This window comes from Bradyrhizobium sp. Kon58, from assembly GCF_055807455.1.
In genome coordinates this window covers 62,670-84,495 of sequence record NZ_JBVVOT010000023.1, presented here as the reverse complement: position 1 = coordinate 84,495, position 21,826 = coordinate 62,670, and the positions used below count along the sequence as shown (strand labels likewise).

Below are 21,826 nucleotides of genomic sequence, written 5' to 3'. Positions count from 1 at the left end.
TTCCCAGTTTAATTAATTTGACTGCCGCGCCAGTATGAGTTATTTCCTTCATTCATTAATTTTTGGTTAATTAATCTAGTTGGAAGGCTTTAATCCAATGAATTTCATTGACCAACGCCTCCATGCCGAACTACGGAGCTCGGCCTTTCAGGGCCGCGACGTTCCCCCGGTTCCGATTCGGAAATGGCCCATTCGCTATCATTCCATCGAGGCGGCAACGATCCTGTTCGATGTCGCAACGATTGCCTTGGCGAGCGTCTTGGCGACCTGTGCACATCATGTCCATGAAGGCATGCGCGTCGACCTGGGGCAGCCGATCGGTTCTGCCATTCTTGTCGCAACGCTTTTTACGTTGTGCCTGAAATCGCAGGGCCTCTACGAGCCCACAGCGCTTCTCGCCTGGCGTCGCCAGGCCCGAATGATTTTTGCCACGTGGGCGGGCGTTTTTCTGCTTCTGTCCGGCATAGTTTTCGCGCTGAAAATTGGTAGTGAGCTGTCGCGCGGCACAAGCATGCTTTTCGCGGGACTAGGCCTTGTGGCACTGCTGGCCAATCGAATGCTCGCAAAAGGCCTCCTTACAAAGGGGCTCGCCGAGCGACGTTTCTCCGGGCTCAAGGTTGTGTTGATCTCCGGGCACGAAGCTTCTGGTCTTGATTTTTTCGATACCTTGGCCGCGGTTGGTCTCGACATCAAGGAAAGCTTTGCGCTGCCTCGACCAGGCGTGAACTCGAACATTCGCCGAAGGCTTGCTGCCAACGTGATTGAGCGTATCAGGGGCTCTGACATCGAAGCGGTGGTCGTTGCGGCCGATACGAACCAATGGCCCGAACTCCGCGACTTCGCGGCTGAGCTCAGGGTACTGCCCTTTCCCGTAACATTCGTTCCAACCGGCCCGGCCGCTGAGGCTTTCAAGCGTCCCTCCAGGGATCTTGGCGACTTGGTGAGCATTGAGCTGCAACGAGGCCCCCTCAGTGCCGCCGAATGTACCGCAAAGCGGTGCGTTGACCTCTTTGGTGCGGGATTGATGCTGATCCTCATAGCGCCGATGCTTGTCTTCATCGCGGTGGCGATCAAGCTTACCTCGCGGGGCCCAATTCTGTTCAGACAGCACAGGATGGGATTCAACGGCCGAACCTTCCAGATCTGCAAATTCCGAACGATGACAGTGCTCGAAGACGGACCCGCGGTGATCCAGGCGCGCGCCGTCGATAACAGAGTTACAGGTGTTGGAAAGTGGCTTCGCCGCACAAGTCTTGACGAGCTACCGCAGCTCTTCAACGTGCTGCATGGTAGCATGTCGCTTATTGGTCCCCGGCCGCACGCGGTCGCGCACGACAATCAATTTGACAAGCTCGTAAGGAACTATGGCTTTCGCCAGTGCGTCAAACCTGGGTTGACCGGCTGGGCTCAGATACACGGTTACCGCGGACCAACGCCCACAACCGAGTTGATCGAGCGCAGGGTGGAATGTGATCTTTGGTATATAGAGAATTGGAGTTTCAAGTTGGATATCTGGATCCTTCTTCGAACTCCGTACGAAGTGTTACGTGGCCGGAACGCCTACTAATCGACCCGCGCCTCGATCCTTCCATCCTCAAGAGCCTGTGCGATGTGCTCTAGCACTGCTTCTCTAGCCTGCAGAGACGGGCAACGCGCGTCTCTCATTGAGTTTTTGTCGGTGAGAAAATTCAACTGATCGATCGAAGGGGCGACGCCCGGCATCGCCTCGGCCAACTCTCGCTCGATGCGTTCCCAATCCTGGCTCATAGCAATTTCCCGATATGCATCGGTAATGAAGCTACTCCGGCCTATCGACCTTTGAAAAACAAAGTCGGTCGCGTGGTTAAGGACCAAATAACCCCCCGCGAGTTCCCTATCCTTATCTCGCCGGGCCGAAGACCAGGGCGCATTATGCGGCTTCCGCCGCACTCCCAGAACTTAAGTTACGCAAGCGCGCCGCTTTCGGCCGGTGCCGGCCCGACAGCATCGCGCTTGTCGAAAGTCAGATGTGGCCCGAGCGACGTCATCGGTGCCCCAGGTTCAGGAGGATATTATCTGGGCCGCCCTTAAGTTGCGCTAGAATCAATCAAAGGACTACCTTTACGTGCGGATGGCCGGACGTTTAATCCTTATCCTAATTGAAATCGCGCGCAAAAATTGCCGATTAAATAAAACTAAGACCTTTTAATGTGCAAAAAATTAAGTAAAATCTCTTTGATTTTGGTTCTGTTTTAAAAGTCGCCCAAACCTCGGTTTCTTCGGGAAAGCAAATTTTTTGACACAGGGCGCATCTTTGCTGGATTCAGATCGCATGACCAAGCTGGCTTTTTTGGAAGCGATGAATTTTGACGAGCTCTGGATCTTGCACGAGCGGCTCACAAAGATCCTCTCGGACAAGATCACTTCAGAAAAGCTGGAACTGGACAAAAGATTGGCGCAGCTCAATGGTGCGGATCTTGGCGAGAGCCAGGAGACGCAACCGCGGCGGCGGAAGTATCCCAAGGTCTTGCCGAAATACTACAATCCGTCAGCTCCTAACGAGAAATGGTCGGGCAGAGGCAAAATGCCTCGATGGTTGGTCGCCGCGCTTCAAGCCGGCCGGAAACTTGAGGACTTCAGGATCGAAGCCGCCGAGAAGTCTGATAGCTGAATCGTTCAGGCGGCATCAGTTGGCCAGCTGACAAAATGTGCACGTTGCAACGGTTGTTGCACGATGCCGAGAGGCCGGCAGGCAGAGCGTACAATCGCAAAATAATCGTACTATTAAGATCTTGGCGGGCGCGACCGACTGCTCGAATGGAACTCGACTTTATCATCTTGGATCGACAACACCGTGAGTAACCCTGTTGCGTACGCTCCTGTGTCGATGTTGATGCGATGGCTTCTAATCTCGGGTTCCAGGCTTGGAGTATGGCCATGAACCACTACCTTGCCGAAATCTCGGTCGCTACTGAGAAACGGCTCGCGAATCCACATCAGATCCTCTTCGCTTTGCTTATCGAGCGGAACGCCAGGCCGCACGCCAGCATGAACAAAGAAGTAATCTCCGCAGCTGAAAAAAGGAACGAGGTTCGCCAGGAAGTCAGTGTGAGCGGAAGGAATTGCGGCGGCCAAGGCGACGCTAACTTCCCGTCCTCTCTGCAGCACGTCTCTGGCGGAGATCGTTATTCCGTAGGACATCAGCGTCGTCATGCCCCCCAGTTTAATCCAGTTAGGAAGCATCTTTGGGTCGTCCAGCAGCCTTAACAATAGGGCCTCGTGATTGCCTCTAACAAAAACGGTCTCGTGCCGCTGCCCTCGGTCAATGAGAAGGTCGATTGTGCGCTTCGCATCGGGGCCTCGATCGATATAGTCTCCGAGAAAGACTTGGATTGCCTGTTCTGGCCTGGAACGAGCCAAGTCAGCATCGATGAGATCAAATGCACCGGCCAGCAGATCAGCGCAGCCGTGAAGATCGCCCACTGCGTAGATGCGGACCCCTTTTGGCAGGCGCGCGCGCCTATCGAAACGAGAAAAAAAAGTCGTCAGCAACATGGAAGCTTATCGAACCGCTCAGATGCCGGTCGCACTGGGGCGTTAGCGAAATGAGCCTGAGTACGCACCCCAGAATGCCGGCCCGCCATAAGGTCCATAGGCGCCATAAAGGGCGTAGCAAGAGTATCCGTCAGGACACCCGTGACGGTGCCTACCGGCCGGATACCGTACTTCGTATCCAGCAACACGATCGACCCTCGACGTCCGAATTGGGAGAGCTGCGTCCGCAGCCCGTATCGGTTCAGGGATAGATGCGGCGGCAACCGCTCCCACGAATGCTCCCCTCACAAGCCATCTAGCAAAGTTGAGCGCCGACATGATTTACCTCGCATTCACCTTAGACTTGCCAACGAGCCACACCACGGCGAAAACGAGCCATAACACAGCGAAAAGCCAATATCTATCCCGCCAAATTGCCCGGCCCAACGCGTGACGGGAAGAACATGCAACTTGCGCCCCCATTTTAGGCTGGACGTCGACCTCACAAGCGCGCGAGCAACTAAATAGACAATCGTTTGGTTAACAGCCCAAACAGGATATTCCTGCGTCGAAAAGTCGCGCAACGTCGCTACGCGTCAAAAAAACACCGGGGATGCTATAATCTTCCTGCATTATTGGCAGATGTCGGCACGTACTTTTTTCAGCAACAAATAAGAACTCACTTTGAAGATCACAGTATTTCACGAACCGTGGTGGTTGTCCGCTGTGAGTGGCGGCCTCGTTCACGAATCCGTTGTCAAACGCGGGAACGATGTGGTTGGCCGATTGCCTTACGTCTTCGCGCGCAAGGGCCCCTTTCGTCTGCTTCGCATGCCAGCATTCACACATGTGCTTGGCCCCGTCGTCGATTCCGGAGACGGAAAGCCGCAAACGCGTCTCACCAGACGACTGGCAATTACCCAGCAGCTAATCGACCAATTGCCGTCAACATCAGAGCTCAAATTCTGCTTGGATCCATCTTTGGATGATGGTTTGGCGAAGATTGACGGTCTTGCCTTCCAGGACCGCAAGTGTTCGGTTGCGCCTCAGTTTACCTTCGAAATCGACTGCCGGCGAAGCCTGGACGATCTCCTGGCCGCTCTGGATCTGAAGACCCGGCAGCACATACGCCGCGCCGAAAAGGCCTATCACGTTCGTTCACTGGACCAACCGGAAGTCTTTATCGATTTCTACTTGAAGAATCTCACCGCCTTCGGCCGGACCAGCCGGATAGGTTTTGACAATTTTCCGGTCCTTTTCTCAGAGTGCCGCGCCCGCGAGTGTGGAATTATTCTGTCGCTGTTCAATGAAAACGATGAGCCCATCGCAATGACTTTTTTGGTGTGGGGCCACGGCACCATGTACTACCTGCTCTCTACGCGCTCCCGTCATTCCCATGACTCCGGCGCAATCAGTCTGTTGTTATGGTCAGCAATCAAGAGGGCACACGAGCTAGGGCTCTTTCTCGACCTCGACGGCATCTACTCAAGCGGAACCGCTCGCTTCTTGGCCAACTTTGGTGGCAAGCTGAAAACGCGTCTCGTCGTCCGGCGCAGCCGGATGCCCTACAGCGCGCTCCAATACGTGAAGGCGCAGTATTCCGGCAACGAGAGCAATTTTTTCACTTGATGATATTCTTCGCGTGCAGCGCTGAAAGTCGTCTTAAGCGACGCTAGGTAAGGCTACGGAATGTTCGACGGCGCCGAAAATCCCCGCCAATATCTTATATCGCTGCGAGCTTCCGGCGCCAGGCCGCCCTTGTTCTGCCTTCCTGGTTCAGGCGGCGATGTGAGAATTTTCCGGGACCTGGCTGCAGCGTTACCGCAAGCGCAGCCCGTTTACGGGCTCGACATGGAATGGTTATGCGATCTTACGGAACATTTCTCCGTAGAGCAGATCGCTTCCTTCTACCTTCGTGCTGTCAAAGCCGTTCAACCGAGCGGTCCATACCAGTTCTGCGGGTACTCGTTTGGTGGGCTAGTCGCCTATGAAATGGCCTCGCAATTAGCAATAGAGGGCGACAGAGCGAGCCTGGTGGCTCTGCTCGACGCGCCGAATCCCGCCCAACTTGCCGCCTTACCGGAAGCGGATGCGACGGCTTATCGAAAAACCTATGTAAATGACCGGCTCACAAAGTACGGCCGTGACTTGATAAAGGGCAATATCAAGACCTTCCTCAACCGCGGGCTCGTCTTTCTTAGCTCCCGCAGCAGAGGATTGCTAACACCCTGGATCAAGAAAGCATTTCGGACTATCGGAAGGCCGCTGCCCACCAAGCTGAGAGGCGACGATCCTGGCTTTATAAATGCTTGGCACGCTTACGTTCCGAAGCCCCATCCGATGAGCGTCGTCTGCTTTCGCGCCCAAGATCGTGGCCCGGAACACGATCTTGATCCGACCATGGGATGGGGTACGTGCGCGACAGCTGGCGTCGCTATTCACCTCGTTCCAGGAAGACACGTCGACATGATGAGAGAACCATCAATATCTTCCGTGGCCGAAAAGCTAGACGTTCACCTGGTCCAAGAAATTAGAAGTTTGCACTAAGGCTGGCACCGCTGCCGATCACCCGGAGAGTTCGCTTCGCTTCACCGCGTGCAACAAATGGATCTTGTTAGATCCGTTTTGAGCCCATTTGCGCCAACTTGTATGCTTCGGCGTAGGCACGAGCCACTGCACCCGCACCATAGCGCGATCGGAATCGAACTTGGGCACTCATTCGTGCGCGCTCAAGAAAGTCGGTGTCAACGATAAATTTCTCGATGGCGCGTGCGAGGCCCGTCAGATCACGTGGCTCGACCAAAATTCCGGTTTCGCCGTCAGCGATGATGTCCGGAATTCCGGCAATCCGAGTGCCGATTGCGGGAAGACCAAGCGCCATGCCTTCCAACAGGCAAAGCGGAAACATTTCTCCCTCCATATAACTTGGCAATACCACCACGTGTCCCGACCGCATAACCGCCGGAACTTGCCGATGGTCGACCCGTCCTAGACACTCGACCACCTCGCTCAAATCCAAGCGAAGGATCTCCGCCTCAATTTCTGGCCGCGTCGGCCCGTCACCGATCAGGATTGCGCGAAGCATTGGGTATTGGGAATGGAGCTGCCCCATGGCGCCCAGCAATTCCATATGGCCTTTGCCTCCAAACATGCGCGCCGACATGATCAACGTTAACTGTCCCGGCAGGGGCTTCAGTGCGACGCCCTCGAACGCAGCTTCATCGACGCAGAACGGAATGACAGTCATTTGGCTTCTTGAAATACCGCGCCCGATCATTTCCTCGGCTGCAGTCGAATAAGGGAATACAACTCGATCCGCGTATCGCCTTTCCAGCCAGAAGGTAATGGAGGACACCAAATTCCAATATTTCGAATACCAGCTTAGCGTCGCGTGATGCGTGATTATAAGTGGAGAGGACCAACTGGCGAGAAACCCTTCAAGGCCTGCTATCCCGACAGCGTGAATATGCATGACGTCATGGAGCCGCTGCAATTTCCCAAGAGCCCGTACACGACGCAGGCGCGTCAATAGTTGCGTCCATTTTCCCTGCCGGCCACTCGTCAATGTCTCGCCCTCCGAGAGATCAAAGACAGCTATTCCATTCTCATTGGCGATCCTGCCCACTTCCTCCCGGGAGCGAAGATCAATTGCAATAGTGGACAGAAATCCTAACCTCTTTTGCGCAACGCAAAGTTGGAGTATGAATGTCTCCACGCCGGTCATCCCGAAATTCGTCGGCATGTAGTGGAGGATTCGCAATGACGGAAGGCGCGAATACTTCGTGCAGGCCATACCCAAATCCCCTTGCCTATTCTTTCAATAAACTTTTAGTTGATCTGCCCAGCAGCGAAAATTACTCTGGTGCGTTTACTTAGATAACAATAGTCTTGGCGTATCTGTTCGTGAATCGCACCTCTGGCAAGGCAACCTCCGTTCGCCGAGCTGGGCGATAACCATCAATATTTCACCACTATGCACCAACAGGATTCCAGTGCTTCAGAATGGACCTGCGACCATGGATTTGAGCGTGACACCCCCACGCTTCTGTTTAAATTAGCGCAAAGCAACTGCAAATCTCCCTTTATTATGGAAAGCAATCAAATTGCGCGTCAACAAAGCTACTTGGGACAAGATTGGCTATGTCACCAAACCGGGCTGATACACGTACACATTTGGCTTTGTGACGATCACTCAAGCCTATAATGGCCGAACGCTGTTTTCACTTTAGTCGCGCGGGTGCCAACCGAGATGTCGGTAAGTGAAGAGTATCTGCTTGGTGCGTTCGATATCGGTTACCGACAAACCAGCGATTGATGGACAGCGCGGTTCGTGACGACAGCGGCGGCGCAATCGAGCGGCCAAATCAAACAGTTTACGTCTTGAGACGCCTCGCCCCAAACCGCCACGGCCGACGAGCGAGCCATGCAGCGGGACTGTTCTTCTCGCAAACGCTCGTCGTTAGCCGTAGCCCGCGCGAAATCAAATCTCGAATGAATTGGAACAAGACACGGAGATGGTCGTGCCGTGCGCCACCGCGGTGGCGAGAATTCAACGACGAACATTCATTGGAGCCGAGCCGAACGTCCCGCGACCGGCTTTTTGCTACCACTGACTTTCGCTTAGACTGATCGGCTGAAACACGATACGACGCCTCGACAGCTCGAGTTCGACCCTCTGTGAATGTTGTTTCCAGCCCATCGTCGTACGCACTTTGAATTTTGGCTCCTTGCCTTGCTCCTCTGCTGCAAGAGCGCCGCGAGCGGCCTCGTACATCATCAGAAGGCTCGGCGTTGTGAAATCTGAATAATCCATACGCAACCCGTAAAGAACTCCACTCAACCGCGTTGGCGACAACCACGGCGCTCCCTGAAATAATGGGTGCAGCCTACCTAAGGCTTTGTTGGAAAGCGGGTATATATTAACCATTTTGTTCGGTTTGGCTAGTCGCCCGTCGCTGGCATCAAAGTCCAGTAGGGCCACAGTTTTACCCACTGGGGCCCGCGCGCCTTCCCTTTGATTTTATTTAATTTACTTTATTTTCCAACCTAACTCGGGGAGCATTAAACCGGCCTTGTTTTTGGGTTCAAAAGACGTCGGTTGCCGCTCAAGGCGCTGGTCGCTCGCGATAATCGATGGAAATGTGACGCGCGTCACATTTGACTTCCAGCGCTTCTCCCACCTGCCCGTTCACATTGAGAGCGCATACGATGACGCGGGTGCTGCGCGATGTCGGCTTCGAGATGGTCGAGGGTGCCAATCTCACCCGCGACGCCATGACGGCGAAGCTGCTCGAGTTCGGAAAGAAGAGCGAGGGCGCCGATGTCGCGCTGTTCTTCCATGCCGGCCACGGCATCGGGGTGAACGGCACCAATTACCTGCTGCTTGTCGATGCCGAGATGGACGTCAAGCTCGGCGCGGCGATCAATGTCGATCTCACGCTCGAACAGACCATGGCCGACGCCAAGGTGAAGCTGGTGTTCCTCGATGCCTGCCGTGACAATCCCTCGTGGCCAGGATCCGTTCGGCCAAGGCGATACGGTCGGTGACCGTTACGAGCGGTCTTGCCGAGATGAAATCGGGCGAGGGCACGCTGATCGCGTTCGCCACCGGCCCGGCCTGACCGCGCTCGACGGCGAAGCCGGACCAACAGCCCGTTTACCCGCGCACTCGTCGCCGACGTTGCGCAGCCGGGCCTCGAGATTCAGCAGGCGATGACCAGGGTTCGCGCCCAGGTCAACGATGAGACCAACACGGCGCACCTGCCCTGGGGCCACACCAATCTCTCGGCCCGGTTTACCTGAACCCGGCCGCTGCGACCGGGACGGACGCTGTTGTTTCCACTCCCGTCGTTGCCCAGGCTGGCGAGGTCGAGCTCGAGTTCTGGCGCTCGATCAAGGACTCCAACAAGGTCGAGGAACTCAACGCCTATCTCATCAACTATCCGAATGGCACCTTCAAGTCGCTGGCGCTGGCCCGAATCGCCGCGATCCAGGACGGTCCCTCCACGACGACCCGTAACTCCACGGCCGGCGTCGATCCCAGGTCCTTCACTGATACCGCCGACCAGACCACCGAGGACCAGATCGGTCTCGACAAGAGCCAGCGCCGCGACGTGCAGCGCCGCCTGACCGGCCTTGGCTTCGACGTTGAGGCGACCGGTAAGTTCGACGAGGACATCCGCTCGGCCATCATGCGCTGGCAGGCTGTCCGCGGCCATCCCGCGGCCGGCTACCTCAACAAGCTCCAGCAAAAGGCGCTGCAGTCCGAGATCGTTTCCACCCGCGTCGCTTCCGACGAGTCGGACGAGCCCGCACGTCGCCGCTCCTCCGGCGGTGGCGGACGCCGTGCTCATGGCGGCGGTGGCGGCATGGGTGGCCCCGACGCCTTCTTCCGTAACATGATGGGCGGCATGTTCGGTCGCCGTTGAAGTGTCCGAAAAGCCAAAAAGAGAGGTTGGGCCATGATGATTGATGTAGACAAACTATCTCTGCGAGAGGTTCTGCACCTGCGTCGTGAAATTCAAATAGTGTTGGCGCAAAAACCCCAACAACGAGGCGAGAGGATCATCCGTGTCGAATCCGAGTTGGACAGCGCGATAGATACTCGACGCGCAACAAGGCATACGGATGCCTAGCGCAGCTCTTCCGCTAAGCCAGTTTGAGCAAGGTACCAGAACCATCGCTTGCGCGATGATTCGGTCGTGTAAGGCGTCACGTCCAGGGTAGCGTCGAGACCGGCTGCAAGTCACCGCAGTGAAGGGACTCACTCCAAGGAGCTACGCGACCCGCGGCCCACCACAAGATCCGCAACTGCATCGCCCGTGTTTATACGGTAGGCCGAGCTGATCGAATACGGATCATCGGCTTCGACGCGAATGCGATCCAGGGAAATCGTCATGGTCTCCGATGGCCATTGCAGCACCATTTTGCCAGCGTCATTTTTTCCACGTCCGTTGGAGCAGACCGGCAGGCGCCATTTAATACGGTTTAATTCTTTAAGTCCAAGAGGCCACAAATCGCCTCACCTTTGACGGGCTAAGCCGCGCGCGGAACTAATTCTCAACAAACTTTGAGACGACTCAGGTAGTGAAAGGATAGGGAGCGGAAACGATCGGATGACAATTAAGAACATCGTGATACCTTTGGAAATTGAGTATCTCCAACAGGCCGCCAAACATCGTGGGGTGTCACGCACAAGGCTCGTTCGACTGCTGATGGAGCGTGTCGTCAAGGACGAACTAGTCCCGCTAATTCTCGGGAATGAGAGCCTGCAGAAGCAAGAAGAACGCCAGCAGCGTTATCGCCGTTTCCGAAACTCCTAGGTTCTGTGCCCAAACCCCTTGAGGTTGAAGACGCAGAGTGATTCAAGGCCCCAAATGGAGGCTTTGATGGCACGCTTCGATTTGACAGACGCCGAGTGGTCAATCATCTGTCCGCTGTTGCCGGGAGCGGAAGGCAAAAGAACGGCCGGCCGCGGCCGGACGATCGCAAAGTACTCAACGGCATCTTCTTTGTATTGCGTACCGGCACGCCGTGGCGCGACTTGCCAGAGCGCTACGGCCCCTACACCACGGTCTATAATCGGTTCAATCGCTGGGCGAAGGCTGGAGTTTGGCTTCGGATATTCGAGGCTTGGCAGCGAAATCACCCCAGTCGCTGCAACTGATCGATAGTTTCATCATCCGCGCCCACCAGCTCGCCGCATGTGGTAAAAAGGGGGTCCGGATCACGCCATTGGCCGTTCTCGTAGAGGACTAAGCACCAAGATCAATGCCGTTGTTGACCACCAGGGACTACCGGTACGGATCGTGCTGTTGCAGGGCCAATCAGCCGACAAAACTATCGCGCCGATGCTGATCGAAGGGCTCAAGCCGGATCGCGACCTCGTCGCCGACCGCGGCTATGACGCCTGCGTTATTGTCGATCTGGTTGAACGTCGTGGCGGCCGGGCCCACATCCCCACCAGCAGAGACCGCAAGGTTCAGCGTTCGGTCGACCTCGCCATCTATCGACAACGCAATCTCGTCGAACGCTTCTTCAACAAGCTAAAACACTTCCGCCGCGTCGCCGCCCGCTATGAAAAGACCGCCCAAAACTTCCTCGCAGCCGTCCTTTTGGCTGCAACACGCCTATGGGCTAGGTTTGAGTCCACGGCCTATAGGCGGCGGGGACATCTGCCGCGCCGTCATGAAATACCGGGCGGGTCATGGCGAGGACACGATGACCCCGCGGTCGCAGGTCTATTGCAACCGCGCCCGTAACCGTCTTGTCGCCATGAACTCGACCTCGGTGGGGACTGAAGTGGCGGCTGTTCCGGATCCGGCGCCTCGCGGTTGCGGCTGTAGCTCCGGCCAAACCGGCGAGCCGCCCGAAGCTGTCGGCGCAGCCGAAAACGGTCTATGCCCACAATCGTCAGGGCACCGCGGCCGCCAGCCGCGCCTTTTGGGCCGCGCACGAGGCCAGGTCAGCCAGATCAAGGCGCGCATCGAAGCACGATGGAAGCGCATGGCGTCGCGTTGATTCTTTACAGCCGTTCGCTGAGCGCGAGCTTGTAGCCGACGCCGGTGACCGTCGTAATCACGGGCGTGCCGCTGCCGACGAGCTTGCGCCGCAGCCGCGCTACCAGCGCATCGACGGTGCGGATGTCGACCTCGTGGCCTGGCGGTTGCTGACGACCTCGATCAGATAGTCGCGGCTGAGCGGCCGACCATCGGCGCCGACCAGCGCCGCGAGCAGATCGAATTCGGCGCGCGTCAGCGCCACCGGCTTGCCGTCGCCGCCGAGCAATTCGCGCCGGGTCAGGTCGATGATCCAGTCGCCGAAGGCGATCGAATTGTGGTTGCGGGCCGCCTTGCGGTCGAGCGAACGCCGCCGCAGCACACTGCGGGCGCGCGCGAGCAGGTCGCGCAGATTGATCGGCTTGGTGACGTAATGGTCGCCGGCGATCTCGAGACCGAGGATGCGATCGACGTCGGTGTCGCGGCGCGTCACGAAGATGATGCCCGCGTTGCCCGGTCGAAGCGAGCAAGGCACAACGCCATTCGGCCGTTCGCACACGCTCGATGTCCTGCGCGGCCTCGCCATCGCCGGCGTGATGGCGATCCACGTCTCGCAATTTTTTCCGTCGCATATCCACGCCGTCGACTATGCCTTCATGTGCGGATGGACCGGCGTCAACGTGTTCTACTTCGTCAGCGCCATGACGATGTGCCTGATGTGGACGAAGCGCGTCGAAACCGGTCCGACGCGCAAGTTCTAGATCCGCCGTGCCTTGCGCATCGCGCCACTGTTCTGGCTCGCGATCCCGGTTTACCTGGTCATCAACGGCGCCGGGCCGAGCGACAACGCGCCCAACGGCATCGGCCCTGTTCAAGTGATCCTGACCGCGACGTTCCTGCACGGCTTCTGGCCGGACAGCGTCAACAGCGTGGTGCCCGGCGACTGGTCGATCGCGGCCGAGATGACCTTCTATCTCGTCTTTCCGCTTCTGATCACCGCGTTCGGATCGCGCCGCCATCTCTATGTCGCGCTGGCGATCGTGCTGCATCTCGTCAATGTCTGCCTGTTCAAGCCGTGGGCCTTCGCGCTGTTCTCCGCCTATTACGGCCCCGGCATTTGTCTGGACCACGCTGCACATCAGCTTCCTGAATCAGTTGCCGGTCTTCCTGGTCGGATGCGCGCTGTTCTTCTCGCTGCGCGACGGATTTGCCAAGTCGGACGCTGCGATCTATGCGGTCTTCATCGCGCTGTCCTTTGTCGCCAATCGCGTCACCGGCTCGCACGAATTCAACTATCTGATGATCAACCTCGTGCTCGGCGCGCTGGTTGCCGGCTGCATCAAGCTTGCGATCCGCTTCCAGCCGCTCGAAGCGCTCGGCCGCAATTCCTATTCGATGTACCTGTCACTTCGCGGTGATCTACGGCCTGCGTCAGCTCTGGCCGGTCGCCGAGGGACTGGTCTCGCTGTTCATCGCCTATGTCGTCACTGCCGCGCTGAGCTATCTCGTCGCACGCGCGACATGGCATCTGGTCGAACGGCGCGCACAGGACCTGGCGCACCGCCTGACATCCGCGGGATCGGACCGGTCGACCCTCCAGCCGGCCATTACTGCCACCGCGGCCGGCATGCGCTGACCGGCTTGCTTCATTGCCGTTTTAATCTCTACTGTGGAGACTCCTGACGCTGGAGTCGGCACCATCGAGGTCATACTGCTCGGCACCGGCGGCCCGCGCCCGGACCCGCGCCGCATGGCAACGACCACGCTGATCAGGCTCCGCGACGAGAACATCCTGTTCGACGCAGGCCGCGGCGTCATGGTACTTGCGGATGTCAGGCAGGATTATGCGGGGCCGGTTGTGCTCGGCGAGGATCTCACGCGCATCGAGGTCTAAGCGCCAACGATCAGTCGCCTCCGACTGGGGACGATCCGACCTCGATCCGGAACGACAGTCGCTCTTCCGCACCCGGCGCGACATGCATCAGGCCCGGCTTGTCCGTGAACTCGCCGTCGAAACCGGCAGGACTGGCGTAGCCGCGCCAGGGCTCGATGCAGAGGAACGGCGCGCCCGACGGCTTCGACCAGACCCCGAGCTCGCGAAAGCCGCGCCATGACATTTTCAGCCAGGGGCCGGTGGACGCAGCATAGCGGACCGCATCGCTCTCGATCCGGTCGAAGATGATGGCGTCATCGGCGAACAGGGATTCGGACAAGGGGAGCTGCATGCCCTTGACGGGACAAGGCTCCGCGGCGGCGCGCAGCAGCCCGCCATCGAGACGGCGGACAGGAGAGGCTTCCGCCTTCGCAAAGGTCAGCGCGTAATCCTCTTTCGCGCTTTCGGGTTTGAGCGGCCAGTTGAACGCCGGATGGCCGCCGGTCGAAGCCGGCAATGTCTCCTTGCCGGTGTTGGCGATCGTGAGCGTCAGATCGAGGCCGGCGGCGTCAAGCGCGAAGATCGCTGTCAGACGGAACGCGAACGGATAGAGCGCGCGGGTCGCCTCGCTGTCTTCGAGCACCAGCTTGCAGCGGCTCTCGCCGCGCTCCGCCCATGCAAAGCGGCTGTCGCGCGCAAAGCCGTGCTGGGTCATCCGGTATGTCTCGCCCCGGTGCCGCAATTCGTCCCCGGCAAGGCGCCCCACGATCGGAAACAGCAGCGGCGCATGGCGCGGCCATTCCGGCCCGGCCTGCCAGACGAATTCGGTGCCGGCATCGTCCCTGAGCGAGCAGAGCTCGGCGCCGTGCGCTTTGACCGTCGCGGTGAGGGAGCCGCTGCGAAGGGAGTGGGTATCGTCACTCATGGCCGACATCTACACCGCGACCTCACACGCAGCAAGGCAGCGCCAGCCATGCAGGTAGAGCTCCTCCACCGTGCAGGGCTGCGTCATATTTCCGTACCTAATGGTTGCTCCTTTGCGTTTCGTCCCCCGCCGGGTCGGCCCGGACTCCGATCAACCATCGTGGTAGCCAATTGAAATTCTTCATCAACGGCCGCTTTCTGTCGCAAAAGCTCACCGGCGTTCAGCGTTATGCTGCCGAGATCGTCAAGGCGATCGACGTGCTTTTGGCGTCGGAGCAAACGCCCGCCTCGCTGCGGAACGCAGACTGGCAGTTGCTGACGCCCGTGGATGCAAGCGAGCAGCTTCAGCTGGAGCGAATCAATATTCGCGCCGTCGGCCGCTTGCGCGGGCACGCCTGGGATCAAATCGACCTGGCGCGCGCCGCTGCGGGAGGCCGCTTGATCAGTCTCGCCAATTCCGGCCCGGTGTTCCATCACGACCACATTGTCGTGATCCACGACGCACAGGTCTTTCGCAGGCCCGACTTCTTCAACTGGCGCTATCTGGCGGTTCACCGAACCATGGGCCGGCTGCTCGCCCGGCACGCAAGTATCGCAACCGTTTCGGGCTTTTCGCGCAAAGAGCTTACCGAGGTGCTGAATCTGTCGGCAACAGCGATCCCGATCTTCCCCAATAGCGCAGAACACTTCGCCAGGACGAAGCCGGATCCCGGCATCATTGCCCGTCTCGGGATTCAGCCGCAGCAATTTTTCCTCTATGTCGGCTCCAGGACCAAGAACAAGAATCTTTCCGTCGCGATCCGGGCGATCGAGCTGCTCAACAGAACTGACGTTCCCCTGGTCATCGTCGGCGGCGACAACAGCAAGGTCTTCCAAGACAATTCGAGCGAAGGGGTTTCCGGCCTGTTGCTGGCCGGGCGTCTGACGGACAGCGAGATCGCAGCGCTCTACGCGCATGCATCGGCATTCGTATTTCCCTCGCTCTATGAAGGCTTCGGCGTGCCGCCGCTCGAAGCCATGATCTTCGGCTGCCCGGTCATTGCCTCGACAGCCGAAGCGGTCGTCGAGACGTGCGCCGACGCCGCTGCGTATTTTGACGCCAATGATGCCGAAGCATTGCAGCAACTCATGCTCGAAAGATTGGCAATCGGCGCCATCTCCGATCAGGAACGCCAGCGGCAGCAGGAACGCGTTGCGTTCTTTTCGTGGCAGAAGTCGGCGAAGTCGTTGCTCGATCATCTTGCACCACCGGCAAACATTGCCAGCGCTGCTTGAAGTTCGATGCAGTTCGCTCATTGCGCGCATCGGTTTTCGCACAAACAATTTGCAACTGGCTGCAACGCGCGCACATGCGCATGGTTCCGCCAAACCTTTCTGTTCTTCGAGTGACAATCGTGCGCGCAAAGAGCTTGGCGCAACATCACCACATCGCTGCCCCAATATCGCTACGGATTCGAGGAACTGTGTTTCGCACTAGCGAACTCGGAGCAGGGACTCACGATGTCCGGCTCTCCAACGCGGTCCTACGGAAGGCAAACGATGAAAGTGTTGCACATCGCCGAGACGATCCGCGGCGGGATTGCGAGCTACCTGAACGAGTTGCACCCACAGCAACAGGCGAGCTTCGGCACCGGGAACGTGCATTACGTCGTGCCGTCGGATCATCGTCGCGATCTTCCAGCGATCGATGACAACCAGATTACGACGTTCGAACGCTCCGGCCGCGGCGTTGCCGGACTGTTCCAGATGTTGCGCGCAAGCATGCAAGCGCTGGATGCCTTCCGTCCGGACGTCGTCCACCTGCATTCCTCGTTTGCCGGCCTCGTGCTGCGCCCGGCGCTGGCGGCCCGCTCGGACGGTCCGCGCGTCGTCTATTGCCCGCACGGCTGGGCGTTTTCACGCGAGACCGGCCGCCTCAGTCATCTCGTGACGAAGGCGGCGGAGAACCTCCTTGCGCGCACGTCGGACCGAATCATCTGCATCTCCGGCGACGAGTTCAACGAAGCCGTCCGCGCCGGGATTCCCGCCGAGCGCCTCACCCTCGTCCACAATGGCATCTCGAAGAGCCGCACACCGCAGCCTGTCGCGGCCGACTGGACGTCCAAGAAGGTCAAGGTCCTGTTCATCGGACGCCTGGACCGCCAGAAGGGCTTCGACCTCCTGATCGAAGCGGCACGCTCGCTCGAGGATGTGCTTGATATCCGCATGATCGGCGCCTCCGTCGTCAACAAATACGAAGGCCCGAGCGTCCCGCCCAACGTGTCCCTGCTGGGCTGGCTCGACCGGCCGACCATCGAGACTCAGCTCGAGGCCGCCGACCTCGTCGTGATCCCGTCACGATGGGAAGCCTTCGGCCTCGTTGCGCTCGAGGCGATGCGCGCGGCCAAACCCATCTTGGCGTTCCGCAGCGGAGCATTGCCCGAGATCGTCGTCGATGGCGTGACCGGCGTGCTTTGCGAGCCCGTTGCGGTCCAGCCGCTCGTCGACGGCTTCCGCCGAGCACTCGATCTCGATCTCAAGGTGCTGGGACAGCGCGGCTACGACCGGTTCAAGCAGTTTTACGACGTCCAGAAGACGCATGGGCAATTGCAGCAGGTCTATGCCGAGCTCCTGCAGGACGATCGGGCACCGGTCGACGCGAAGGCGGGGCTGCAATCGGACCTCTCCAAGAATTTCTGATGGCTCCGCTCCCACGCACCTTGGTTCGCGGCGGCCTGCGCCTCGCGGGCCTCATCGCATCCATTTTTCTACCGGTCTCTGTCTGCGCACAGCAGGCTCAACCGCTCGATGCCCGATTCCTGCTGGGGGTCGGCACCCATCAGGGGCTGGGTGGCCCGGTGAGCGCGCGCGGATACGTGCCTTCGGAGAACGTCGCGCAGATCAAGCAACTCGGCCTCAATGCCTTCCGCGATGATTTTCCCTGGTCCGATTTCGAGGTCGGGGGACGCCGGATGGGCTTCACGCCCAGGCTCGGCAGGCTCGAAGCGCAGGTCAGGTCCGGCGTCGCGCGCCCCCTCCTGATCCTGGCCTTCGGTCATCATCTGGTTCCGAATTCCTCGCCGCCGACCACCGATGAGGCGCGGCAGCGGTTCGCAGACTATGCCGCGGCGGCGGCGCAATCGGTCGTGGCGCAGCACCCGGTCTTCGAGCTCTGGAACGAATGGAATCTGGCGGCGAAGAAGGATCCGGCGTTCTCGCCGGAGAACTACCTGGCGCTCGCGCAAGTCGCGCGACCGGCGGTGAAGCGGGTTGCACCGAATGCACCTTTCCTGGTCGGAGCGCTCGGCGACGATCCGGGCTGGACATGGACGGAGAAGATGCTGCGGACCGGCATCCTTCAATATGCCGACGGCGCTTCGATCCATCTCTACAATTTCTGCATGGGCCCGAGCAAACGCACCTCGGCCGAGATCATCGACCGGCTCACGGCGTTTCACCGTCTCGTCGCCCAGGCCAGCGGAAACCCCGACTTCCCGATCTATGTCACGGAGACGGGCTGGACCACGGCCAGCAACAAATGCGGCGTCAGCGAGCAGGCCCAGGCCGACAATACCGCGCAGCTGATCCTGTGGGCGTCCACTGCGACGCGCTGGTTCAAGGGCATGTGGCTCTACGAGCTCAAGGACAGTGGAAAGAACCCGTCGGAGCTGGAGGATAATTTCGGACTCTATCGTTTCGACAATTCGCCCAAGCCCGTCGCCTGCGCGGTCCAGGGGGCCTGGGTTTTCATTCGCCCCACCCTGAGTGCCGAGCGACGCGAACTCGCCAATGGCGTCGTGTCGATCAATGCATCGACGAATTCTGGCAGCAGAATTGCAGTCTGGTCCGAGGCCCCGGACCGGCGTTACGAAATCCGGCTCAAGGGCGATCAACAGGGCGCAAGCTTTGCGATGCCGTGCGATCAGGCGGCAAAGCCTGCATCCGGGGTCTGGATCCCCGTCTCGAGCACACCGGTCCTGATTGCAGCCAATGACAGTGCCGTTCCCGCCCTGGAGATAAGGCCGGCGCGGTAGACGCGATTTTGCAGACATGAGGTTGACGCGATGAAAGTTCTTTTGACGTCCACGCTTTATCCGACGCCTCAGGCCCCAAAGATCGTCGGCGGCGCCGAGATCTTCGCCCGACGCTTCGCCGAAGGGCTGGTGCAGCGCGGTGACGAGGTGGAAGTGATCCGGGCCGCATCTACGCCCGGGCAAGCTCCGGAAACCTGCGACGGCATCAACGTCCATTCCGCGCCGGTGCGGAACGTGTACCTGCCCTTCACGGAGCAGAAAAACGTCGCATTGCGCAGCATCTGGCACGCGGTCGACGACTGGCAGATGCAGGCCCCCCTGATCGCGGAACGCATCCGGGCCTTCAAGCCGGACGTGCTGCACTCCAACAATCTGTCGGGTCTCACCACCGCGGTCTGGCGCGTTGCCGCCCAGCTCGGGGTTCCCGTGCTCCACACGCTTCACGACTATTACCTGACCTGTCCGCGCTGCTCGCGCTTCGAGAACGGACGGTCCTGCGAGCACACCTGCACGAGCTGCGGAATCCTGAGCTTTCATCGCAAGCGGGCCACGCACTGGCTCAGTGCCGTGGTCGGCGTCAGCGAGCGCGTCCTGTCGATTCATACCGACATGGGCATGTTCTCGGAGACGCCGATCCGCACCGTGATCCGCAACGCCTCGACCGAGCCGCCGCGCGAGCCCTATCCGCGTCCGATCTGCACCACGGAGGTGACGTTCGGATTCATCGGCCGCCTCACGGAAGAAAAGGGCATCGAGAACCTGATGCGGGCCCTGGCCCTGCTGCCCCGGGATCGCATCCGCATGTTGATCGCCGGCCGGGTCAGTGACGAGGAGCAACGGCGCCTCAGGACGCTCGCGCCGGATGCACGAATAGAGTTCATGGGCTTCGTGGCGCCCGACGATTTCTACAAGCAGGTCGACGTGGTGGTCGCGCCCTCCATCTGGCACGATCCCGGTCCGCTGGTCGTCGCAGATGCCAAGGCGGCCGGCAGGCCGCTGCTGGGAACGCGCTTCGGCGGCATGCCCGAGGTAATCGAGCACGGAGTGACCGGCTGGCTGACCGAAGCCGATCAGCAAGCCCTCGCCAAAAGCATGCTCGCGGTCGCAGCAGATCCGCACAAGATCGACGAGATCAGCCGGCGGCTCATCGCCGATACCAACAAGTGGATCTTCTCCGACGTGCTATCTTCATACAAGAGCTTGTATGAGCAATTGCGCGAGCAGCGAATGTCGCGCGTGCGTGCTGTAACGTCCGACGCGCCACAAGGGCGGTCCGTCGGCAAGGAGCGCCTCATTCCGAGATGACACGCCTCCTCGCGATGGCGGGCTATGTCTATCAAAGCGCCGCGGCGGTCATCCTGATCTTCGCGATCAGCCATCTGCTGCCCGCCGCCGACTACACCAACTTTTCGCTCGCGCTGGCCTCGAGCCAATTGCTCTGCGTCCTGATGTTCGAGTGGCTGCAGCTGGCCGGACTTCGTTTTCTCGCCGCAGCCGGGGACAACGAGGCGGCGCGGCTGAGATGGTCGCTGTTTGCAGCAGGCCTTTCGAGCGCGGCCGCGCTCGTTGTGGTCGGAAGCTGCGCGTCCCTGGCGAGTGCGCTCCCGGCAGGAATCATCGCGTTGGGCCTGGGCATATCCGTGCTTCAGGGCCTGGCAGATCTCTACTTCCTGTCGGTCCGTCTGTCCGACCGGCTCGGCGTCGCATCCTCTCTCCTTGCGCTGCGTGCCACCGCACTTCTGGCGGGGGCAGCGGCGGGAGGCGTGATTTCGGGGACGGCTGAAGCAGCGCTGCTCGGGATTGCGTCGGGCCACTTGCTGGGCCTCGTCGCCGGGCTCGTCGCATACCGCACGCCGCTGGAGCGCGCCTCTTTGCAGGCGATGCTGGCTGACTGGAAGACTTTCGCCGGCTACGGCATGCTCGCGGCAGGCGCCTCCGTCATCCATTTGTCGGTACCTGTGCTGCTCCGTGTCATCATCATCGGCCGCCTGGGCGCGACCGGGGCAGGTGCCGGATTTTCGATGGCGCTCGACCTGCTGCAACGTCCGTTCTGGGTCCTCAACGCCGCGATCCACACCGTGAGCTATCCCGATGTCGTCAAGGACTTCGAACACGGGACCGTCATGAAGTCGGTTCAATCGGCCCGGCGGATGTTCGAATTCATGATCTGCACGACCCTCGTGCTGCTCGGCGGCCTGGTCGGCTTCATTCCGGATGCGGCCCGTATCCTGGTGCCGCGGGAGAGCCTTGACGGGTTCCTGGCGACGGCCCCCGCGGTGGCCGCCTTCTATTTCCTGCACACGCATCTCCAAGCGACCGTCGCAGTGGTTCCACACCTGGAGAAGCTCGCGACCCGGCTTGTGGTCGTCGCGGCCGGTCAGCTCGCGATCGTCGCGGCCGTCGCGCTGGCGGCGGTATGGGCCGGACTGTCGCCGCAGCAGGCCGTCGGCTGCGCTGCGCTCGCTACCCTCGCCACGATCCTGATCGCGCTTGGTCCGACCCTGCGGTTCGAGGCATTCCCGCGCTTGTCGTTGGTCATGCAGGCCCTTGCGGCCGCCATCCTGATCGGATCGCTCGCTGCGATGCCGACCGGGCCCGCGACATGGCTCACCGGCAAGATCGTGATCGCCGCGATCGCGACGGCGGTCATCGGATGGCGCGGGGATTTTCTATTGCTGACCCGCCGCGGCTAGTTCGTCGCATCCAAGTCTGCGACGCAGGTCGGGTTGCGGATAAACTTCAGCAACGCGCACCTGCACCATTGCTGGGCATCCACAACCAAAACGAGTAAATTACAACATCTAATCGAAGCGGCATGTGCGAACTTCGCATGCAAGAAAACGCATGGGTTGCCGAAGGCACGAAACGAAAGACACTCCGAACGGTGGACAAGCGGGCCGCGTCGCACCGTCGTACGAATTCACTCGCGAGAGTTGCGCATATATTCAGCACCGCAATTGGTGAAAATCACGAAAGCGCCCTCCTCACGTCATCCTGTCCCGGCA

The 21,826-nt window shown here is 59.6% G+C and carries 20 protein-coding genes and 3 pseudogenes; 17 read left to right on the top strand and 6 right to left on the bottom strand.

The window, feature by feature from the left end; all coding sequences use genetic code 11:
- The first annotated feature begins 97 nt into the window (after positions 1 to 97).
- On the top strand, positions 98 to 1,567 hold the full coding sequence (locus AC0L20_RS29125; RefSeq protein WP_473294089.1) for an undecaprenyl-phosphate glucose phosphotransferase: 1,470 nt from the start codon (positions 98 to 100) through the stop codon (positions 1,565 to 1,567).
- Here the strand turns inward: AC0L20_RS29125 and AC0L20_RS29120 are convergent.
- Positions 1,564 to 1,767 carry a hypothetical protein gene (locus AC0L20_RS29120; protein WP_007606827.1) on the bottom strand — a complete coding sequence of 68 codons (204 nt, stop codon included), beginning with the start codon at positions 1,765 to 1,767 and terminating at the stop codon, positions 1,564 to 1,566. The two genes, AC0L20_RS29125 and AC0L20_RS29120, sit on opposite strands and share 4 nt — an antisense overlap.
- A gap of 544 nt (positions 1,768 to 2,311) precedes the next feature.
- Between AC0L20_RS29120 and AC0L20_RS29115 the strand changes: the two genes are divergently transcribed.
- Entirely contained in the window at positions 2,312 to 2,650 is a 339-nt protein-coding gene (locus AC0L20_RS29115) for an H-NS histone family protein (RefSeq protein WP_007606826.1), read from the top strand.
- 113 nt (positions 2,651 to 2,763) lie between these two features.
- Here the strand turns inward: AC0L20_RS29115 and AC0L20_RS29110 are convergent, their stop codons facing one another.
- Complete coding sequence (locus tag AC0L20_RS29110; RefSeq protein ID WP_473294088.1) at positions 2,764 to 3,534, bottom strand: metallophosphoesterase family protein; 771 nt, start codon at positions 3,532 to 3,534, stop codon at positions 2,764 to 2,766.
- Between the two features lie 663 nt (positions 3,535 to 4,197).
- Between AC0L20_RS29110 and AC0L20_RS29105 the strand changes: the two genes are divergently transcribed.
- Both AC0L20_RS29105 and AC0L20_RS29100 read left to right on the top strand, forming a co-directional pair.
- The gene (locus AC0L20_RS29105) at positions 4,198 to 5,142 is read left to right on the top strand and encodes a GNAT family N-acetyltransferase (RefSeq protein WP_473294087.1); all 945 of its coding nucleotides are present in this window, start codon (positions 4,198 to 4,200) and stop codon (positions 5,140 to 5,142) included.
- 60 nt (positions 5,143 to 5,202) lie between these two features.
- Positions 5,203 to 6,060 carry a thioesterase domain-containing protein gene (locus AC0L20_RS29100; protein WP_007606812.1) on the top strand — a complete coding sequence of 286 codons (858 nt, stop codon included), beginning with the start codon at positions 5,203 to 5,205 and terminating at the stop codon, positions 6,058 to 6,060.
- A gap of 67 nt (positions 6,061 to 6,127) precedes the next feature.
- Here AC0L20_RS29100 and AC0L20_RS29095 read toward each other — a convergent pair whose 3' ends face one another.
- Together AC0L20_RS29095 and AC0L20_RS29090 are read right to left on the bottom strand one after the other, a co-directional pair.
- A complete protein-coding gene (locus tag AC0L20_RS29095; RefSeq protein ID WP_007606811.1) occupies positions 6,128 to 7,306 on the bottom strand; it encodes a glycosyltransferase family 4 protein in 1,179 nt (392 codons plus the stop codon).
- A gap of 810 nt (positions 7,307 to 8,116) precedes the next feature.
- Entirely contained in the window at positions 8,117 to 8,326 is a 210-nt protein-coding gene (locus AC0L20_RS29090) for a hypothetical protein (RefSeq protein ID WP_050992598.1), read from the bottom strand.
- A 395-nt stretch (positions 8,327 to 8,721) separates the two neighbouring features.
- On the opposite strand from AC0L20_RS29090, the pseudogene AC0L20_RS29085 reads away from it, so the two are divergent.
- The 4 genes and pseudogenes from AC0L20_RS29085 to AC0L20_RS29070 all read left to right on the top strand — a co-directional run.
- Positions 8,722 to 9,315: pseudogene (locus tag AC0L20_RS29085) on the top strand (caspase family protein).
- Positions 9,316 to 9,626: 311 nt separating this feature from the next.
- Positions 9,627 to 9,941 (top strand): peptidoglycan-binding domain-containing protein, encoded by a 315-nt coding sequence (locus AC0L20_RS29080; protein ID WP_473294086.1) that lies wholly within the window; start codon positions 9,627 to 9,629, stop codon positions 9,939 to 9,941.
- A 687-nt stretch (positions 9,942 to 10,628) separates the two neighbouring features.
- Positions 10,629 to 10,835: a hypothetical protein gene (locus tag AC0L20_RS29075; RefSeq protein ID WP_007606809.1), complete on the top strand. Its 207-nt coding sequence runs from the start codon at positions 10,629 to 10,631 to the stop codon at positions 10,833 to 10,835.
- 66 nt (positions 10,836 to 10,901) lie between these two features.
- Positions 10,902 to 11,654 (top strand): annotated as a pseudogene (locus AC0L20_RS29070) (IS5 family transposase); the annotation flags it as partial.
- Between the two features lie 383 nt (positions 11,655 to 12,037).
- Here AC0L20_RS29070 and AC0L20_RS29065 read toward each other — a convergent pair.
- A pseudogene (locus AC0L20_RS29065) lies at positions 12,038 to 12,522 on the bottom strand (winged helix-turn-helix domain-containing protein); the annotation flags it as partial.
- On the opposite strand from AC0L20_RS29065, the gene AC0L20_RS29060 reads away from it, so the two are divergent.
- The 4 genes from AC0L20_RS29060 (at position 12,509) to AC0L20_RS29045 (ending at position 13,905) form a co-directional block, all read left to right on the top strand.
- A complete protein-coding gene (locus AC0L20_RS29060) occupies positions 12,509 to 12,772 on the top strand; it encodes a hypothetical protein (RefSeq protein ID WP_456769885.1) in 264 nt (87 codons plus the stop codon). The pseudogene AC0L20_RS29065 and the gene AC0L20_RS29060 sit on opposite strands and share 14 nt — an antisense overlap.
- A 12-nt stretch (positions 12,773 to 12,784) precedes the next feature.
- Positions 12,785 to 13,429 (top strand): hypothetical protein, encoded by a 645-nt coding sequence (locus AC0L20_RS29055; RefSeq protein ID WP_473294085.1) that lies wholly within the window; start codon positions 12,785 to 12,787, stop codon positions 13,427 to 13,429.
- Complete coding sequence (locus AC0L20_RS29050) at positions 13,426 to 13,647, top strand: hypothetical protein (RefSeq protein WP_007606807.1); 222 nt, start codon at positions 13,426 to 13,428, stop codon at positions 13,645 to 13,647. Before AC0L20_RS29055 ends, AC0L20_RS29050 begins: the two co-directional genes overlap by 4 nt.
- Positions 13,648 to 13,761: 114 nt before the next feature.
- Positions 13,762 to 13,905: a hypothetical protein gene (locus AC0L20_RS29045; protein ID WP_473294084.1), complete on the top strand. Its 144-nt coding sequence runs from the start codon at positions 13,762 to 13,764 to the stop codon at positions 13,903 to 13,905.
- A gap of 10 nt (positions 13,906 to 13,915) precedes the next feature.
- Here the strand turns inward: AC0L20_RS29045 and AC0L20_RS29040 are convergent, their stop codons facing one another.
- Entirely contained in the window at positions 13,916 to 14,809 is an 894-nt protein-coding gene (locus AC0L20_RS29040; RefSeq protein WP_473294083.1) for an aldose 1-epimerase family protein, read from the bottom strand.
- A 170-nt stretch (positions 14,810 to 14,979) separates the two neighbouring features.
- Between AC0L20_RS29040 and AC0L20_RS29035 the strand changes: the two genes are divergently transcribed.
- From AC0L20_RS29035 to AC0L20_RS29015, 5 genes are all read left to right on the top strand, one after another.
- Complete coding sequence (locus AC0L20_RS29035; RefSeq protein WP_473294082.1) at positions 14,980 to 16,083, top strand: glycosyltransferase family 4 protein; 1,104 nt, start codon at positions 14,980 to 14,982, stop codon at positions 16,081 to 16,083.
- 264 nt (positions 16,084 to 16,347) lie between these two features.
- The gene (locus tag AC0L20_RS29030; RefSeq protein WP_456765705.1) at positions 16,348 to 17,487 is read left to right on the top strand and encodes a glycosyltransferase; all 1,140 of its coding nucleotides are present in this window, start codon (positions 16,348 to 16,350) and stop codon (positions 17,485 to 17,487) included.
- A complete protein-coding gene (locus tag AC0L20_RS29025; RefSeq protein ID WP_473294081.1) occupies positions 17,487 to 18,821 on the top strand; it encodes a hypothetical protein in 1,335 nt (444 codons plus the stop codon). The genes AC0L20_RS29030 and AC0L20_RS29025 overlap by 1 nt, the downstream gene beginning before the upstream one ends.
- A 30-nt stretch (positions 18,822 to 18,851) precedes the next feature.
- The gene (locus tag AC0L20_RS29020) at positions 18,852 to 20,126 is read left to right on the top strand and encodes a glycosyltransferase family 4 protein (RefSeq protein WP_473294080.1); all 1,275 of its coding nucleotides are present in this window, start codon (positions 18,852 to 18,854) and stop codon (positions 20,124 to 20,126) included.
- A complete protein-coding gene (locus AC0L20_RS29015; protein ID WP_007606797.1) occupies positions 20,123 to 21,514 on the top strand; it encodes a hypothetical protein in 1,392 nt (463 codons plus the stop codon). The genes AC0L20_RS29020 and AC0L20_RS29015 overlap by 4 nt, the downstream gene beginning before the upstream one ends.
- The last annotated feature ends 312 nt before the right edge of the window (positions 21,515 to 21,826 follow it).